The sequence below is a fragment of the Micromonospora sp. NPDC047521 genome (assembly GCF_055587305.1).
The window spans coordinates 28,883-46,240 of the sequence record NZ_JBVJGN010000011.1 but is presented as its reverse complement, the minus strand read 5'-3'; the positions used below and the strand labels follow the sequence as shown (position 1 = coordinate 46,240).

The following is a 17,358-nucleotide window of genomic DNA, read 5'->3' as shown; positions in this document are numbered from 1 at the left end:
TTCCCCCCACCCAGCCCCCAAACCCCGCCCGACCTCGCCCCCGGCCCGCGCGATCTGCACTTGCTGCCTCGACAAACGTGGCAGAAGAGGACAAAAGGGCGACAGCATGTGCAAGATCGGCGCGTGCAGGGGGTGGGGTTAGGGGGTTTGGGGGGTTAGGGGGTGCCAGGTCAGGGGGGAGGAGAGGACCATGGTGCTCGACGGTTGGCCGTACGGGGCGAGTCTGTCGATGACTCTCTCGAACTCGCCGATGGAGCCGGCGGCCACCTTCAACATGCTGCACGCGTCCCCGGTGATCCGGTGGATCTCCAGGATCTCCGGCCAGCCGGCCACCGCCGGGTCGTGCAGGATGCAGCGCGCCCCGTAGCAGGACATCCGGATCATCGCGACCACGGTGCGGCCGGCCCGGGTCAGGTCGACGTGGGCGTGGTACCCGGTGATCACACCGGACTCCTCGAGCCGGCGGACCCGCTCCGCGACCGCAGGTGGGGACAGGTGCACCCGCCGCGACAGTTCGCTGAAGGAGAGCCGCGCGTCGGCCTGCAGTTCGCGCAGCAGCGCCCAGTCCATGTCGTCCACGCTCAGACCTTACTTTCGTGAACCCGACTCGCCTAGCTGCCTTTGGCTTGCCAGCCAGAGCCCCTTCAGCGCCGTTGATCCGGCATTCCGTAGGCCGATCCGACCGCGGGATCATGATGTCGGCCAGTCCGGGGGAGGGAGAACGATGGTGGATCAGACGGAGCGGCGGGCGCCGAACCGCCCCGCCACGGTGCGACCGGTGACCCCGAGGCAGCGGGCCGCCCGGGCCGCCCGCAACGGGGGCGAGCCGACGCTCGAGTTCGCCGAGCGCGTGCCGTACGACGCGTACGTGCAGGCAAGCACCCTGCACCAGTTGCAGCAACCACTCAGCAGCGACCCGGGCGAGATGTCCTTCCTCATGGTCAGTCAGATCATGGAGCTGTACTTCGGGCTGACCTGCCACGAGCTGCGGGAGACCCAGCGCCTGCTCCGCGCCGACCAGGTGTGGGACGCGCTGGCCCCGCTGCGTCGCGCCGCCCTGCACCTGGAGGGACTGAACGCCGCCTGGCAGGGCCTGCGGTGGATGACCCCCGCCGACTTCAACAGGTTCCGCAACCTGCTCGGTGAGGGCTCCGGTTTCCAGTCGGCCATGTACCGGCACCTGGAGTTCCTGCTCGGGCTCCGCGACCCGGCGCTGATCCGGCCGTTCCGCAGGCAGACCGAGGTGCACGCCGCGCTGACGGCGACGCTCGCCGCCCCCAGCCTCTGGGACGACGTGGTCGCGCTGCTCGCGCGGCGCGGGTTCGACGTCCCCGCCGACCTGCTGGGCCGGGACGTGGCGGTGGAGCACGACCCGCACCCGTCGGTCGAGGCGGCCTGGGTGCGCATCTACGGCGACCTGGGACCGGACAACCACCTGCGGCTGCTCGGCGAGGCGTTGAGCGGGGTCGCCGAGGAATTCGGCGACTGGCGGTGGAATCACGTGAAGGCGGTTCAGCGGACAATGGGCGCCAAGGTCGGCAGCGGCGGCTCCGCCGGGCTGGCCTGGTTGCAACGCAGCATGTCCCGGGTGGTCTTCCCGGAGCTGTGGTCGGCCCGTACCGCGATGTGACCGGAGAGCGAGACATGCACACCCCACAACAAGAGGCACTTCGCCTCGACGAGACAGACCCGGGCCACCGGCACCTGTTCCACGTGCCGCCCGCCGACGGCGGCGACCACCCCGAGGCGGCGTACCTGGCCGGCAACTCGCTCGGCCTGCAACCCCGGGCCACCCGCGACGAACTCCTCGCCGACCTGGACGCCTGGCAGCGGCTCGGCGTCGAGGGGCACCTGGAGGCGCAACGGCCGTGGCTGCCGTACCACGAGCTGTTGACGGCGCCGGCCGCGCGACTGGTCGGCGCCCGGCCCGCGGAGACCGTGGTGATGAACTCGCTCACGGTCAACCTGCATCTGCTGATGGTGAGTTTCTACCGCCCGGCGGGTGCCCGCACCCGCATCGTCATCGAGGATTCCGCGTTCCCCTCGGACAGCTACGCGGTACGCAGCCAGGCCCGGTTCCACGGCCTGGACCCGGACGACACAGTGGTCCGGCTGCGCCCGCGCCCGGGCGAGGACGCGCTGCGCACCGACGACGTGACCGACTACCTGGCCGCCGAGGGTGACCGGGTGGCGCTGGTGCTGCTCGGCGGGGTCAACTACCTGACCGGCGAGCTGCTGGACATCCCGGCTATCACGGCCGCCGGCCGGGCGGCGGGTGCGGTGGTCGGCTGGGACCTGGCGCACGCGGTGGGCAACGTTCCGCTTGAGCTGCACGACTGGGACGTCGACTTCGCCGCCTGGTGCTCCTACAAGTACCTGAACTCCGGGCCGGGCGCCCTGGCGGGCGTCTTCGTGCACGAACGGCACCTCGGCGACGGGGACCTGCCCCGTTTCGAGGGCTGGTGGAGCACCGCGGCGGCGACCCGGTTCGAGATGACGCCCGTGTCCCGGCCACCGGCCACCGTGGAGGCCTGGCAGATCTCCAACCCGCCGATCTTCGCGATGGGCCCGGTGCGTACCTCGCTGGAGCTGTTCGACACGGTAGGGATGACCGCTCTGCGCGCCCGCAGCCAGCGGCTCACCGGCTGGTTGGAGTCGCTGCTCGACGAGGTCACCGCCGGCCGGCCGCTGCGCGTGGTCACGCCACGCGACCCGGCCCGACGCGGTTGCCAGCTCTCCGTGCGCATCGGTTCCGGCAGTGCCGCCGAGCTGACCAAACGCCTCCGGTACGAGCACGGCGTCATCGCCGACGCCCGCGAACCGGACGTCGTCCGGTTCGCCCCGGTGCCTCTCTACTCCACGTACCTCGACTGCTGGCGGGCCGCCGCCGCGCTCGCCGCGACGGTGGGGCAGGTGACCTCATGACCGCCCGGCGCGACGAGATCGCGATCATCGGCGCCGGGTTGGCCGGCTGCCTGGCCGCCTGCTTCCTGGCCCGGCGTGGCTACCCGGTGGCCCTGTACGAACGGCGGCCCGACCCTCGTACCGGCACGGCGGAGCGCGGCCGCTCGATCAACCTGGCGCTCTCCGAGCGCGGGCTCGACGCGTTGCGCCGGATCGGCCTGGCCGAGCAGGTGATGGCCGACGCGCTGCCGATGCGCGGCCGGATGATCCACCCGGTGCAGGGGGAGCCGCAGTTCCAGTCGTACAGCGCGGGCGGTGACCGGGCCATCAACTCGATCAGTCGGGGCGCGCTCAACAACGCGTTGCTGGACGCGGCCGCCGCGCTGCCCGGGGTCCGGATCGTCTTCGACCACCGGCTGGTCGGGCTCGACCCGTCCGACGGCGCGCTGAGCTTCGAGACCCCGCAGGGCACCGTCGACGCCAAGGCGTCGGTGGTGCTGGGCGCCGACGGCGCCGGCTCGGTGGTACGCGGGCAGTTGCTGGCGTCCGGGCTGCTGCGCGAGAGCGTGGACTTCCTCGACTACGGCTACAAGGAGCTGACGATCCCGCCGCTGGGTGGGGACTTCGCCCTGGAGGAGGACGCGCTGCACATCTGGCCGCGCGGCACCTCGATGATGATCGCGCTGCCCAACCCGGACCGCTCTTTCACCTGCACGCTGTTCTGGCCCAACGAGGGCGCCGGCAGCTTCGCGGCCCTGGACAATCCGCTGGCTATCGAACGGCACTTCGCCGAGCACTACCCGGACGTGGTTCCGCTGGCCCCGTCCCTCGTCGACGACTACCAGCACAACCCGGTAGGCGTGCTCGGCACGGTCCACTGCACCCCCTGGCAGGTGAACGGCACTGTCGGGCTGCTCGGCGACGCGGCGCACGCCATCGTGCCGTTCTACGGCCAGGGCGCCAACTGCGCCTTCGAGGACGTGGTCGAGCTGGACCGCTGCCTCGACGAGTGCGCCGACGACTGGGCGGCGGCGCTGCCGCTGTTCCAGCGGCGCCGCCAGGAGAACGCGGAGGCCATCGCCCAGATGGCGCTCACCAACTTCGTGGAGATGCGCGACAAGGTCGCCTCGCCGGTCTTCCAGCTCCGCCGCAGGGTCGAGCACGCACTGGAACGGGCACTGCCCGACCGGTACGTTTCGCAGTACGAGCTGGTGTCCTTCTCCACCACCCCGTACGCCGAGGTGCGCCGCCGGGTGCGCCGGCAGCACGCGGTGCTCGGCGCGCTCGCCGGCGGCGCCGCGTTGCTGCTGATCGGCGCTGTCGGCGCGGCACTGAGCCGAGGGAGGCGCGGATGACCGGCACCTGGGACCCACGGCTGATGGCCGGCCACCCACCGGCCGGGCCGCGACTGTTACGCAACTTCGTCGGCGGCGAGTTCGTCGACGGTGGGTCGACGTTCACCAAGGCCAGCCCGGTCACCGGCCAACCGGTGTTCGAGGTGGTCGAGGCATCGACGTCCACTGTGGACGACGCGGTCGCCGCCGCACGGGCCGCGCTGCGCGGGCCGTGGGGCCGGATGGGGGAGCGCGAGCGCGCCGAGGTGCTGCGCCGGGTCGCCGACGAGCTGGAACGCCGCTTCGACGACCTGGTGACCGCCGAGGTCGCCGACACCGGCAAGTCCATCGCCCAGGCCCGCACGCTTGACATCCCGCGCGGCGCGGCGAACTTCAGGGCGTTCGCGGAGATCGTCGCGACCGCACCCACCGAGTCGTTCACCACCGTCACCCCGACCGGCGGCAGGGCGCTGAACTACGCGCTGCGCAAGCCGGTCGGCGTGGTAGCCGTCATCGTGCCGTGGAACCTGCCGCTGCTGCTGCTCACCTGGAAGGTCGCCCCGGCACTGGCCTGCGGCAACGCCGTCGTGGTCAAGCCCAGCGAGGAGACTCCCGCCTCGGCGACCGTGCTCGCCGAGGTGATGGCCGCCGCCGGCGTACCGGCCGGGGTGTTCAACCTCGTGCACGGCTTCGGACCGGACTCGGCAGGCGAACACCTCACCAGGCACCCGGGCGTGGACGCGATCACCTTCACCGGCGAGTCGGCCACCGGCGGCGCGATCATGCGGGCCGCCGCAGACGGGGTGAAGGCGGTCAGCTTCGAGCTGGGCGGCAAGAACGCCGGCCTGGTCTTCGCCGACGCCGACCTGGACGCCGCGGTGGCCGGGTCGGTGCGGTCCAGCTTCACCAACGGCGGGCAGGTGTGCCTCTGCACCGAACGCATCTACGTGCAGCGGCCGGTCTTCGAGGAGTTCACCGCCCGACTGGCGAAGCGGGCCGGCGAGCTGGCCTACGGCTGGCCGACCGACGAGGCCACCGCCACCATGCCGCTGATCTCGCACCAGCACCGGGCCAAGGTGCTCGGCGCGTACGAGCTGGCCCGGTCCGAGGGCGCCGAGGTGCTGACCGGGGGCGGCACGCCCACCTTCGGCGACGCCCGCGACGGCGGGTCGTACGTGCAGCCGACGGTCCTCACCGGGCTCGGCCCGGACGCCCGTACCAACCGGGAGGAGATCTTCGGCCCGGTGGTGCACGTCGCGCCGTTCGACACCGAGGACGAGGCGTACGCCCTCGCCAACGGCACCGAGTACGGCCTGGCGGCGACGGTGTGGACCAGGGACGTGGGGGTCGCGCACCGGGCCGGCGCCCGGCTGGACGCCGGCATCGTCTGGGTGAACACATGGTTCCTGCGTGACCTGCGCACCCCGTTCGGCGGGGTGAAGGCGTCAGGCATCGGCCGTGAGGGCGGCGTGCACTCGCTGAACTTCTACTCCGAACTCACAAACGTCTGCGTGGACCTGTCGTGAGCCCCAGCGAGGGAGCGGTTATGGAAGCTGACATCGAGGCCGCCAACCGGGAGCTGGCCGACGCCCGCAGCACCGGCAAGCCGTGCCCGCCGCTGCGCGGCCGGCTGCTGCCCGAGGGGGACGTCGAGTCCGCGTACCGCGTGCAGCAGCTCCAGGCGCGGGCCTGGCAGGGCCGTGGCGAACGCCGCGTCGGCGCGAAGATCGGGCTGACGTCCCGGGCGGTGCAGGAGACCTTCGGGGTGTTCCAGCCGGACTTCGGGATGCTTACCGACGCCATGGCGGTCGGCGACGGGGTCGAGGTGCCCATCGACCGGCTGCTCCAGCCGCGGGTCGAGGCGGAGATCGCGTTCGTGCTCGACAAGGACCTGGCCGACCCGCAGATCACCACAGTCGACCTGATCCGCGCTGTCGACCACGTGCTGCCGGCCATCGAGATCGTCGACTCGCGGATCGCCGGGTGGGACATCTCCATCGTGGACACCGTCGCCGACAACGCCTCCAGTGGGCTGTTCGTGCTCGGCACCACGCCGCGCCGGCTCGCCGACGTCGACCTGCGGCTGTGCGGAATGGTGCTGGAGCACGCCGGTGAGCCGGTCTCGGTGGGCGCGGGAGCGGCCTGCCTCGGCAACCCGCTGCACGCCCTGCACTGGCTGGCCAGCACCCTCGCGCGCGCCGGCGACCCGCTGCGCGCCGGTGACGTGGTGCTCTCCGGGGCGCTCGGCCCGATGGTGCCTGTCACGCCCGGGGCGGCGTACGAGGCCCGGATCTCCGGTCTCGGCTCGGTGCGGACCTGCTTCAGCGACGGAGGTGACAGGTGAGCGCGAGGAGTGAGCTTGCGAGCCCCGCAGTCGCGAACACCGGAGGTGCGGCGACAGGTGTGGCGGTGCTCGGTTCCGGCAACATCGGCACCGACCTGATGATCAAGGTGTTGCGGCTCAGCGACAGCCTGCGGATGGTGGCCATGGCCGGCATCGACCCGGCCTCCGACGGCCTGGCCCGCGCCCGCCGGCTTGGCGTGGCCACCACCGCCGAGGGCGTCGACGGACTCGTCGCGATGCCCGAGTTCGCCGACGTCGAGCTGGTCTTCGACGCCACCTCCGCCGGCGCGCACCGCCGCCACGACGAGGTGCTGCGCGCGCACGGCCGCACGGTCGTCGACCTGACCCCGGCCGCCATCGGCCCGTACGTGGTGCCGCCGGTCAACCTCGACGAGCACCTGCACGAGCCGAACGTCAACATGGTGACCTGCGGCGGGCAGGCGACAGTGCCGATCGTGGCCGCCGTACGCCGGGTCACCCCTGTGGCGTACGGGGAGATCGTGGCGTCGATCGCGTCGAAGTCGGCGGGGCCCGGCACCCGGGCCAACATCGACGAGTTCACCGAAACCACGGCGCGGGCCATCGAGGTGGTCGGAGGGGCCGAGCGGGGCAAGGCCATCATCGTGCTCAACCCGGCGGACCCGCCGCTGCTGATGCGCGACACGGTCTACTGCCTCTGCCCGGACGCCGACGCCGACACCGCCGCCATCGCCGCCTCGGTTGCCGAGATGGTGGCGACGGTCCAGGAGTACGTCCCCGGCTACCGGCTCAAGCAGGACGTGCAGTTCGACAGGGTGCGGGCGTACCTGCCGACGCTCGGACGGCAGCTCACCGCGTTGCAGGTGTCGGTCTTCCTGGAGGTCTCCGGCGCTGGGCACTACCTGCCGGCGTACGCCGGGAACCTCGACATCATGACCTCCGCGGCCCTGCGTACCGCCGAGCGGCTGGTCGCCCTGCGCTCTCCGGAGGTGGCCGCGTCATGACCGACCTGTACATCCAGGACGTGACGCTGCGCGACGGCATGCACGCCATCGCCCACCGGTACACGGTCGAGCAGGTGCGCACCATCGCCGCCGCGCTGGACGCCGCAGGGGTGGCCGCCATCGAGGTGGCGCACGGCGACGGGCTCGCCGGTTCCAGCGTCAACTACGGGCACGGGGCGGCCAGCGACGCCGAGTGGATCTCCGCCGCCGCCGAGGTGCTCACCACGGCGAAGCTGACCACGCTGCTGCTGCCCGGCATCGGCACCATCGCCGACCTGAAGGCGGCCAAGGCGCTCGGGGTGACGAGCGTCCGCATCGCCACCCACTGCACCGAGGCGGACATCTCCGCCCAGCACATCTCCTGGGCCCGGGAGAACGGCATGGACGTGGCCGGGTTCCTGATGATGTCGCACATGAACGACCCGGCGGGGCTCGCCGGGCAGGCCAAGCTCATGGAGTCGTACGGGGCGCACTGCGTCTACGTCACCGACTCCGGCGGTCGGCTGCTGATGTCCGACGTGGCGCAGCGGGTCGACGCGTACCGGCAGGTGCTGGAACCGCAGACGCAGATCGGCATCCACGCCCACCACAACCTGTCCCTCGGCGTCGCCAACAGCGTCCTCGCCGTCGAGCACGGCCGGATCTCCGGGTCGACACCCGTCGGCCCGGACGCGCCCCACGGCCGGACGGTGCGCGTCGACGCCTCGCTCGCCGGCATGGGCGCGGGCGCCGGCAACGCGCCGCTGGAGGTCTTCGTGGCGGTCGCCGAGCTGCACGGCTGGAAGCACGGCTGCGACGTGTTCGCGTTGATGGACGCCGCCGACGACATCGTCCGCCCGTTGCAGGACCGGCCGGTCCAGGTCGACCGGGAGACGCTCTCCCTGGGGTACGCCGGGGTCTACTCCAGCTTCCTGCGGCACGCCGAGCGGGCCTCCGCGAAGTACGGGGTGGACGTCCGGTCGATCCTGGTCGAGCTGGGGCGGCGCCGGATGGTCGGCGGCCAGGAGGACATGATCGTGGACGTGGCACTCGACCTCGCCGGCGCAGAGACCGGTGCGCGCGCCCCGCAACCGCGAACGGAAGGTGGCGCAGCATGATCGGACCGGACATCGCGGGGATCGCCGAGAAGCTGGGCGCGGCAGCCGACACGGCCACCGCGATCCCGCAGCTCGCCGCCGAGACCGGCCTCGATGTGGACGCCGCGTACGCCGTGCAGGCCGCCCTGATCCAGCGCCGGGTGACCGCGGGCGAGCGGGTGGTCGGGCTGAAGATGGGCCTCACCAGCAGGGCGAAGATGGCCCAGGTCGGCGTGGACGAGGTGATCTGGGGGCGGCTCACCAACGCGATGCGGGTGCCCGACGGGGGCGTTGTCGACCCGGTCGCGTACATCCATCCCCGGGTCGAGCCGGAGGTGGCGTTCCTGCTGGACCGGCTACCCGAGCCGGGTGAGCCGGTGGGCGACTTCGCCACTGCGGTCCGCGCTGTCGCCCCGGCCATCGAGCTGATCGACTCCCGGTACGCGGACTTCCGCTTCTCGCTGCCGGACGTGATCGCCGACAACACCTCGGCCGCCGCGTTCGTGATCGGGCCGTGGTCGCCGGTGCCGGCCGGTCTGGACAACCTGGGCGTGCTGCTGGAGGTCGACGGTCGGGTGGCGCAGGTCGGCTCGACGGCGGCGATCCTCGGCGACCCGCGCCGGGCGCTCGACGAGGGCATCCGGCTGGCCGGTCGGCACGGGGTGCGGCTCGAATCCGGCTGGGTCTTCCTGGCCGGGGCCGCCACCGCCGCCGTTCCGCTGCGTCCCGGCGCGCATGTCCGTGCCGTCGTCGAGAAGCTCGGCACGGCCTCCCTGCGGGCGTCGGCGTGACCGCCCGGGTGGTGCCCGGCAAGGCCGTGCCTCGGGGGGCGTTTCCGCACGTCAAGGTCGCGGGTGGGTTCGTGTTCGTCTCCGGTACGTCGTCGCGGCGGCCGGACAACAGCTTCGCGGGTGTGTCGGTCGACGAGTTCGGCACCACGAACCTCGACATCCGGGCGCAGACGCGGGCCGTGATCGAGAACATCGGCGACCTGCTGCGCTCGGTCGGCGCGGACCTCACCGACCTCGTCCAGGTGACGTCGTACCTGGTCAACATGAACGACTTCGGTGGTTACAACGAGGTCTGGGCGGAGTTCTTCGACGCGTCCGGGCCGACCCGCACCACAGTGGCGGTGCACCAGCTGCCGCACCCGCACCTGCTCATCGAGATCCAGGCCGTGGCCCTTCTTCCCTCGGGAGGTCAGTCGTGAGTGAGATCGCCGAGCCGTTCAGCTTTCCGGGCTGGATCGCCGACAACCAGCACCTGCTCAAGCCGCCGGTCGGCAACAAGGAGATGTTCCCCGGCGGGGACGACTTCATCGTGATGGTGGTGGGCGGGCCCAACCAGCGCACCGACTTCCACGTCGACCCGTACGAGGAGTTCTTCTACCAGGTCAAGGGCAACATGCACATCAACCTGATGACCCCGGAGGGGCCGCGTACGGTGCACGTGCGCGAGGGTCAGATGTGGATGCTGCCGCGCAACACCCCGCACTCGCCGCAGCGCCCCGAGGCCGGCTCGATAGGCGTGGTCGTCGAGCGGGTTCGCGAGGAGGGCACCCTGGAAACCTTCCAGTGGTACTGCCCCGAGTGCGGGCACAAGGTACACGAGGTGGAGTTGCAGGTCCGCGACATCGCCGCCGACCTGCCGCCGGTGTTCCAGGCGTTCTACGCCGACGAGGCGGCGCGCACCTGCGCCAACTGCGGCACCCTGCACCCGGGCAAGGGCTGATGCCCGCAGGCCTGGTCGACGTGCACACGCACGTCGTACCGAGGGGGTGGCCGGACCTCGACGCCGCGTGCGGTGGGTCCGGCTGGCCCTGGTTGCGGGTGGACTCCGAGCGCGCCGCCATGATCATGCTGGGGGAGGCGGAGTTCCGCCCGGTCGGCGCCGAGTGCTGGGACGCGTCCCGCCGCCTGGCCGACATGGACGCCGACGGCGTGGCCGTGCAGGTGGTCTCACCGACTCCTGTCTTCTTCAGCTACGACCGGCCGGCCGACCAGGCCGTGAAGGTCGCCCGGATCTTCAACGACCTGACCCTGGAGGTCACCGCCGCCGGCGGTGACCGGCTGGTGCCGTTCTGCCAGGTGCCGTTGCAGGATCCGGACGCCGCCTGCGCCGAACTGGACCGCAGCCTGGCCGCCGGGCACGTGGGCGTGGAGATCGGCAACCACGTCGGCGACCGGGACCTGGACGACGCCGGCGTGGTCACCTTCCTCACGCACTGCGCCGAGGTGGGGGCGCCGGTCTTCGTCCACCCCTGGGACATGCCGGGCGGCCCGCGACTGGACCGCTGGATGGCCCGTTGGCTCACCGGGATGCCCGCCGAGACGCACCTGTCGGTGCTGGCGATGATCCTCGGCGGCGTCTTCGACCGGGTGCCGGAGACGCTGCGGATCTGCTTCGCGCACGGCGGCGGCAGCTTCCCCTTCTGGCTGGGTCGCGCCGACAACGCCTGGCACCGCCGTGGCGACCTGGTCCGGGGTGCGTCCGCCGCCCCGCCCAGCAGCTATGTCGACCGGTTCAGCGTCGACTCGGTGGTCTTCACGCCGCCGGCGCTGCGGCTGCTTGTCGACACCGTGGGGGAGGACCGGGTGCTGGTGGGCAGCGACTACCCGTACCCGCTTGGCGAACGCCCGGCAGGCGCGGTGGTTCACGCGGCCGACTTCCTCACCGACGCCCAGCGCGACAAGCTCCTGACCACCAACGCCCTGCGCTTCCTGCACGGGGAGCGCTGACGGCGTACCCCTGTTGTTTGCCTTTGCTCTGCTTCACCCCACGCAACACCGCGTGTCCGGTAATCGGACGTCTGCTGTTGCGTGTGTTGAAGCAGAGCAAAGGGCACGGCGGGGAGGTGCGGTCGGCGGCGCAGTCCGAGCCAGCGGGCCGGACGGGATGTCGATCGGATTCAGGAGCCGCCGCAGCGGCCCACGCCGTGTCGGCCCGCTGACTGCCGCTCCCAGCGGGCAGGATGAGGCCATGGCCGAGCCGCACGACCTGACCGCGTTGGAGCAGGCCGCCGCTGTCGCGCGCGACGAGCTGTCCAGCGTCGAGCTGGTCGAGCACCACCTGCGCCGCGTCGAGGCGCTCGGCGACACCGTGGGCGCGTTCGTCACCGTCACACCCGAGCTGGCGCGCGCCGCCGCCCAAGCGGCCGACGCCGTGCCGGTCGGGGAGCGCGGCCCCCTGCACGGCGTGCCGACCGCGATCAAGGACCTGACGCTTACCGCCGGGGTCCGCACCACCTTCGGTTCGGCAGCCTTCGCCGACTTCGTGCCGCCGGTCGACGCCGACGTGGTCCGGTTCATCAAGGCCGCCGGCCTGGTCAGCCTCGGCAAGACCACCACCTCCGAGCTGGGCTGCTCGCTCTACTCGGAGGGCCGCGTCGCGCCGCCGGCCCGCAATCCGTGGCAACTGGCGTACACCGCCGGTGGTTCCAGCGGCGGCGCGGCGGCGGCGGTCGCGGCCGGCCTCATCCCGGTCGCCCAGGGCTCCGACGGTGGCGGATCGTTGCGCATCCCGGCGTCGCTCTGCGGCCTCGTCGGCTACAAGCCCAGCCGTGGCCTCGTCTCCGGTGGGCCGGTCGGCTCCGGCGCGTTCGGCCTGCCGACCAGCGGCCCACTCGGACGGACCGTCGCCGACGTCGCCGCGCTGCTCGACGTCATGGCCGTGCCGGTGCCGGGCGAGCCCTACCTGTCGCCGCCCGCGCCGCCTGACGGCTTCCTGGCCGCCGCCCGCCGGGCCGCGCCCGGCCGACTACGGATCGGCCGGTTCATCACCCCGATGCTCGCCGACGAGCCCGTCCACCCCGACTGCGTCGCCGCCGTGGACCGGGCCGCCGCGCTGCTCGCCGCGGCGGGCCACGAGGTGGTCGAGGTGCCAGCGCCCCTCGGGCCCGATGCGTGGCCACTGTTCGAGATCATCTGGTACGTGTTGGCGCTCTCCCCGCTGCCCCCGCAGCGGGAGGCGGAGCTGCTGCCGTTGACCCGGCTGCTGCGCGCCAGGGGCGCCGACATCTCCGCCGGCACGCTCGCCGCCACCCTCGGCGAGTTGCAGGGTCAGGTTCGCCTCGGTGCCCGCCGCACCGCCGGCTGTGACCTGCTGCTCTGCCCCACCCTGGCCGTCCCGCAGGCGCCGGTGGGCTGGTTCACCGCCGACGGAGACCCGGCGGCCGACTTCGACAGGCAACGCCGGTTCTCGCCCTACTGCGCCATCTTCAACGTCACAGGCGATCCCTCCGTCTCCCTGCCGCTGGGCACCACCACCGACGGTCTGCCCGTCGGGGTGCTGCTCACCGGCCGGTACGGCGACGACGCGCGGCTCATCGCGACCGCTGCGCAACTGGAGAACTCCAGTGGCGGATGGGATCGGCACCCCGCAATCTGGCGGGCCGTCGACTCCGCTAACGTGAATGGAGACGGAGTCGACAGGTCGACGTCATGATCGTCCATCCGACCCGAGTGTTCGAGGTCCTTCTTCCGCCTGGGGGCGTTGGGATTGTCTGTTACCGAGACGTTGCTGATCTTCGTCGGCATCCCGGCGGCCGCGGTGCTTGTCATCGCCGGCCTGGCGTACGCGGGTAGCCGTGGTGGTGCCACCGGCGGTGGCGGTGGCGCGAAGCGCTACCGCCCGGGCCGACCCTTCGACTTCACGCCGGTGTGGTTCCTGGGCCGCCCGGAGCAGCTGGCCGACTCGGCCGGCACCGCGCTGACGGCGGGCGCGCAGGCGCCCGCGCTGACCAGCAGCAAGCTTGAGCAGGCCAGCGTCGAGGCGCCGGCCGGGGGAACCGGAGGCGCAAGTGACCGTTGGTGAGAAGCAGGCCGGGTCGGAAAATCCGCCCGAGGTGCTCGACGGACCGTTCTCGACCCGTCAGCTGCTGCGCATCGACGAAGCCCTGCGACTGGCCGACCAGGGCACCGGCCTGGTGTTCTCGGTGTTCGTCGGCGGCCTCGACGAGCCGATCCGTGAGCACGCCCAGCGGCTGCACCGCCAGCTCGCCGACCCCGACAAGTCGGTGCTGATCGCTGTGTCGCCCAACCAGCGCCAGCTGGAGATCGTCACCGGTCGGCACGCCCGCAAGCGCATCCCCGACACGTACGCCAAGCTGGCCGCGCTCTCCATGGTCGGCGCGTTCAGCGGTGGCGACCTGGCCGGCGGCATCATCAACGGCCTCGACCAGCTCGCCAGCCACGCCGGCAAGGGCTGACCCAACCTCGTACGACGAAGCCCGGCCCGCGTTCAGCGGGCCGGGCTTCGGTCTGCCTGCCGGGTCAGCTCTGCTGGGCGTCCTTCGCGCGCGCCCGGAGTGCCCGCACCACACCGTCGCGGCCCTCGGCGACCATCCGGCGCAGCGGACCGGGGTGCCCGTCCTCGGCCAGGAACGCGTCGCTGGCCGCCACGGTGTCGTCCTCCACCAGGTACGTCGGGTACGCGAGCTGGGCGAACTCCTGCGCCGGCTCGCTGTCCCGGGTGGCCCACACCTGCGCGACAGTCGCGAAGTACCGCTCCCGGTACGGGGCGACCAGGTCCACCTGCGTCGGGTGCGCGAAGCCCTGCAACAGCGCCCGGTGCCGCCAGTTGGGCAGCGCGTCGGGGCCGGTCAGCAACTCCCACACGGCGGCCTTGTTCTCCGCGGTCGGCACCAACGCGTGCGCGTACGCGGCCTCCCGCTCGCCGCTTGCGGTACGGTCACCAGCCAGTTCCGCCTCGATCTCGGCCGGCTCGGCGGCGCCGTTCGCCACCAGTGCGCTGAGCACCGTCCACCGCAGCTCCGTGTCCACGGTCAGGCCGGCCGGCGCGCCGGAGCCGTCCAGCCAGCCGCGCAGCGTCGCCAGGTCGTCCTCGGAGCGGGCCGCCGAGGTGAACGCGCGCGCCCAGGCCAGCTGGAACCCGCTGCCCGGCTCGGCGGCGGCGAGCGCGTCGCGGGCCGTACGGGCCAGGTCGGCCCAGCCGGTCGGCGCCCAGGCCGGGTCGGCGTACACGGTGAGCGCCGTGGTCGCCTGTCGCAGCGTGGCGGTGACCAGGTTGATGTCGGTCTCCGCGGGCAGCCCGCTCAGCGTCAGCGCCACGTAGTCTCGTGCGGACAGCTCGGCGTCGCGGATCATGTCCCACGCGGCGGTCCAGCACAGCGCGCGGGCCAGCGACGACTCGAAACCACCGATGTGCTGCACCACGTTCGCCATCGACCGCTCGTCGAGGCGCAGCTTGGTGTAGGTCAGGTCGTCGTCGTTGAGCAGCAGCACGTCGGCGGCGCGGACGCCACGCAGCTCGGGCAGCTCGGTCCGCTCGCCTGTCACATCCACCTCGTACCGCTCGCGGCGGACCAGCCGCCCGTCGGCCAGGTCGTACAGGCCCACACCGATCCGGTGCGTCCGCAGCGTCGGGTACCCGGACGGCGCCTCCTGGCGGACCGCCACCTGCTCGTACGTGCCGTCCGCGCCGATGCTCACCTCCGGGCGCAACGTGTTGACCTGCGCGGTCTCCAGCCACTGCGCGGCGAACTTGCGCAACTCCCGGCCGGAGGCCGTCTCCAGCTCGGTGAGCAGGTCGTCGAAGGTGGCGTTGCCCCAGGCGTACTTGCCGAAGTACGCCCGCAGGCCGGCGACGAACGGCTCCTCACCCACGTACGCCACGAGCTGCTTGAGCACGCTCGCGCCCTTGGCGTAGGTGATGCCGTCGAAGTTGACCTCGACGGCCTCCATGTCCGGCATCTCGGTGTAGACCGGGTGGGTGGAGGAGAGCTGGTCCTGCCGGTAGCCCCAGTTCTTGCGGATGGACAGGAACGTCGTCCACGCCTCGGTGAACCGGGTGGCGTGGGTGTTGCACCAGTGGCTGGCCCACTCGGCGAACGACTCGTTCAGCCACAGGTCGTTCCACCAGCGCATGGTGACCAGGTCACCGAACCACATGTGGGCCATCTCGTGCAGGATCGTGTTGGCCCGCTGCTCGTACTCGTAGTCGGTGACCTGCGAGCGGAACAGGTAGTGCGACTCGGCGTGCGTGACACAGCCGAAGTTCTCCATCGCGCCGGCGTTGAAGTCGGGCACCCAGAGCTGGTCGTACTTGGGCAGCGGGTAGCGCACCCCGAACTTCTCGTGGAAGAAGTCGAAGCCCTGCCTGGTGATCAGGAACAGGTCGTCGGAGTCCAGGTAGGACGCCATCGACGCACGGCAGAACAACCCCAGGTCGATGCCGTCGTGGGTGTCACGCACCTCGTGGTACGGCCCGGCGCAGAGCGCCGTGATGTAGGTGCTCATCCGGGGCGACTCGGCGAAGTGCAGGGTCTTGAGCCCCTCACCGGCGGCGTCCTCGCTGCGCACCGGCATGTTGGACACCACCCGCCAGTGCGTCGGCACCGTCGCGTGCCAGGTGTAGACGCTCTTCAGGTCGGGCTGGTCGAAGCAGGCGAACACCCGCTGCGCGTCGGCCGTCTCGAACTGGCTGTAGAGGTACGTCTCGCCGTCCACCGGGTCGACAGTGCGGTGCAGCCCCTGCCCGCTTGTCGAGTAGACGAAGTCGGCGTCGACCACGAGCGTGTTGTCGCTCTGCAACCCGGTGAGGGTCAGGCCCTTCTCGGCCGACCAGTCGGAGAGGTCGACCGGGGTGCCGTTCAGGGTGGCCGAACGCACCGACTCGGCGGCCAGCTCGATGAACGTGCTCGCGCCGGGCTCGGCACAGCGGAACCGGACCTCGGTCGTGGACCGGAAGGTGCGGCCGTCGGCCGCCAACACGGCGGTCGACAGGTCCAGACTGATGTCGTACCCGGTCACATCGAGCAGATGTGACCGCTCGGTGGCCTCGACCTGCGTCAGGTTGCGCACTCCCGGCACTGTTCGTCTCCATCCCACATTTCGCCGTACGCCCGGCGGCGCCCGTCTGCCGCCCGCTGGTGGCGGCGGTCCGGATCCGAGTCTTCCATGACGGTGCGTCCGGCGGTGGCCGAGGTCACGGTCCCATTCGGGTGCCGACCGGTGGGGCACGGGGCGAAGATTCCCCCAGACGCCGGATCGCCGGCGCAACCCCGCCGCGAAGGGATCTCACAGTGACCGATCGCGTCACCGCCGACATGTGGTTCGACCCGGCCTGCCCGTGGGCGTGGATCACGTCCCGTTGGCTGCTCGAGGTCGAGCAGGTTCGTCAGGTGGACATCCGCTTCCACGTGATGAGCCTGGCCGTGCTCAACGACGGCCGAGACGAACTGCCCGAGGAGTACAAGGAGTTCCTGAAGACCGCCTGGGGGCCGGTGCGGATCTGCGTCGCCGCCGAGCAGCGGTACGGGAACGACGTCCTGCGCCCGCTCTACACCGCGTTGGGCACCCGGATCCATCTCGGTAAGGAGGAGCGGGGACACGAGCTGTACGTGGCCGCGCTCACCGACGCCGGTCTGGACCCGGCGCTGGCCGAGGCCGCCGACAGCACCGAGTACGACGAGGTGCTGCGGGCCAGTCACGAGGCGGGCATGCGCCCGGTCGGGCAGGACGTGGGCACCCCCGTCGTGCACGCGCCCGGCCCGGACGGCAGCCCCGTGGCGTTCTTCGGCCCGGTGATCACGCCTGCTCCGAAGGGGGAGGCCGCCGGCCGGCTCTGGGACGGTGTCCTGCTGGTCGCCGGCACACCAGGCTTCTACGAGCTCAAGCGCACCCGCGAGCAGGGGCCGATCTTCGACTGATCCGCCTGTGACACGCGCCCCCGTCCGGACACCGTCGGCTGCCCGGGCG

17 protein-coding genes are annotated in these 17,358 nt (G+C 71.8%); 15 read left to right on the top strand and 2 right to left on the bottom strand.

What is annotated here, in order from left to right; all coding sequences use genetic code 11:
- Positions 1-138: 138 nt before the first annotated feature.
- On the bottom strand, positions 139-579 hold the full coding sequence (locus ACZ6N8_RS22860) for an Lrp/AsnC family transcriptional regulator (RefSeq protein WP_364373536.1): 441 nt from the start codon (positions 577-579) through the stop codon (positions 139-141).
- A gap of 148 nt (positions 580-727) precedes the next feature.
- Here ACZ6N8_RS22860 and ACZ6N8_RS22855 point away from each other — a divergent pair, with 148 nt between their 5' ends.
- The 14 genes from ACZ6N8_RS22855 to ACZ6N8_RS22790 all read left to right on the top strand — a co-directional run bounded on the left by ACZ6N8_RS22855 (position 728) and on the right by ACZ6N8_RS22790 (position 13,847).
- On the top strand, positions 728-1,630 hold the full coding sequence (locus ACZ6N8_RS22855) for a tryptophan 2,3-dioxygenase (protein ID WP_466012746.1): 903 nt from the start codon (positions 728-730) through the stop codon (positions 1,628-1,630).
- Between the two features lie 14 nt (positions 1,631-1,644).
- A complete protein-coding gene (gene kynU, locus ACZ6N8_RS22850; RefSeq protein ID WP_466012526.1) occupies positions 1,645-2,925 on the top strand; it encodes a kynureninase in 1,281 nt (426 codons plus the stop codon).
- On the top strand, positions 2,922-4,259 hold the full coding sequence (locus tag ACZ6N8_RS22845) for an FAD-dependent oxidoreductase (protein WP_466012524.1): 1,338 nt from the start codon (positions 2,922-2,924) through the stop codon (positions 4,257-4,259). Before kynU ends, ACZ6N8_RS22845 begins: the two co-directional genes overlap by 4 nt.
- Before the next feature lie 23 nt (positions 4,260-4,282).
- On the top strand, positions 4,283-5,764 hold the full coding sequence (locus ACZ6N8_RS22840; protein ID WP_466012745.1) for a 2-hydroxymuconic semialdehyde dehydrogenase: 1,482 nt from the start codon (positions 4,283-4,285) through the stop codon (positions 5,762-5,764).
- Between the two features lie 20 nt (positions 5,765-5,784).
- A complete protein-coding gene (locus tag ACZ6N8_RS22835) occupies positions 5,785-6,582 on the top strand; it encodes a 2-keto-4-pentenoate hydratase (protein ID WP_466012523.1) in 798 nt (265 codons plus the stop codon).
- 59 nt (positions 6,583-6,641) lie between these two features.
- Positions 6,642-7,565, top strand: coding sequence for an acetaldehyde dehydrogenase (acetylating) (locus tag ACZ6N8_RS22830; protein WP_466012744.1), 924 nt, complete (start codon positions 6,642-6,644; stop codon positions 7,563-7,565).
- Entirely contained in the window at positions 7,562-8,662 is a 1,101-nt protein-coding gene (gene dmpG, locus ACZ6N8_RS22825; protein WP_466012521.1) for a 4-hydroxy-2-oxovalerate aldolase, read from the top strand. The genes ACZ6N8_RS22830 and dmpG overlap by 4 nt, the downstream gene beginning before the upstream one ends.
- A complete protein-coding gene (locus tag ACZ6N8_RS22820; RefSeq protein WP_466012519.1) occupies positions 8,659-9,432 on the top strand; it encodes a 2-keto-4-pentenoate hydratase in 774 nt (257 codons plus the stop codon). Before dmpG ends, ACZ6N8_RS22820 begins: the two co-directional genes overlap by 4 nt.
- A complete protein-coding gene (locus tag ACZ6N8_RS22815; RefSeq protein WP_387121006.1) occupies positions 9,429-9,851 on the top strand; it encodes a RidA family protein in 423 nt (140 codons plus the stop codon). Before ACZ6N8_RS22820 ends, ACZ6N8_RS22815 begins: the two co-directional genes overlap by 4 nt.
- Positions 9,848-10,372: a 3-hydroxyanthranilate 3,4-dioxygenase gene (locus ACZ6N8_RS22810; protein WP_151491805.1), complete on the top strand. Its 525-nt coding sequence runs from the start codon at positions 9,848-9,850 to the stop codon at positions 10,370-10,372. Before ACZ6N8_RS22815 ends, ACZ6N8_RS22810 begins: the two co-directional genes overlap by 4 nt.
- On the top strand, positions 10,372-11,379 hold the full coding sequence (locus ACZ6N8_RS22805) for an amidohydrolase family protein (RefSeq protein ID WP_466012516.1): 1,008 nt from the start codon (positions 10,372-10,374) through the stop codon (positions 11,377-11,379). The genes ACZ6N8_RS22810 and ACZ6N8_RS22805 overlap by 1 nt, the downstream gene beginning before the upstream one ends.
- A gap of 241 nt (positions 11,380-11,620) precedes the next feature.
- Complete coding sequence (locus ACZ6N8_RS22800; RefSeq protein ID WP_466012514.1) at positions 11,621-13,084, top strand: amidase; 1,464 nt, start codon at positions 11,621-11,623, stop codon at positions 13,082-13,084.
- Positions 13,085-13,132: 48 nt separating this feature from the next.
- Positions 13,133-13,453, top strand: a complete 321-nt coding sequence (ctaJ, locus tag ACZ6N8_RS22795) for an aa3-type cytochrome oxidase subunit CtaJ (protein WP_436837477.1) — start codon at positions 13,133-13,135, stop codon at positions 13,451-13,453.
- On the top strand, positions 13,440-13,847 hold the full coding sequence (locus ACZ6N8_RS22790; protein WP_357990619.1) for a DUF5130 family protein: 408 nt from the start codon (positions 13,440-13,442) through the stop codon (positions 13,845-13,847). Before ctaJ ends, ACZ6N8_RS22790 begins: the two co-directional genes overlap by 14 nt.
- Positions 13,848-13,911: 64 nt before the next feature.
- Here ACZ6N8_RS22790 and pepN read toward each other — a convergent pair whose 3' ends face one another.
- Positions 13,912-16,461 (bottom strand): aminopeptidase N, encoded by a 2,550-nt coding sequence (gene pepN, locus ACZ6N8_RS22785; protein ID WP_466012512.1) that lies wholly within the window; start codon positions 16,459-16,461, stop codon positions 13,912-13,914.
- A gap of 221 nt (positions 16,462-16,682) precedes the next feature.
- Here pepN and ACZ6N8_RS22780 point away from each other — a divergent pair, with 221 nt between their 5' ends.
- The gene (locus tag ACZ6N8_RS22780) at positions 16,683-17,309 is read left to right on the top strand and encodes a mycothiol-dependent nitroreductase Rv2466c family protein (protein WP_466012510.1); all 627 of its coding nucleotides are present in this window, start codon (positions 16,683-16,685) and stop codon (positions 17,307-17,309) included.
- Positions 17,310-17,358: the final 49 nt, after the last annotated feature.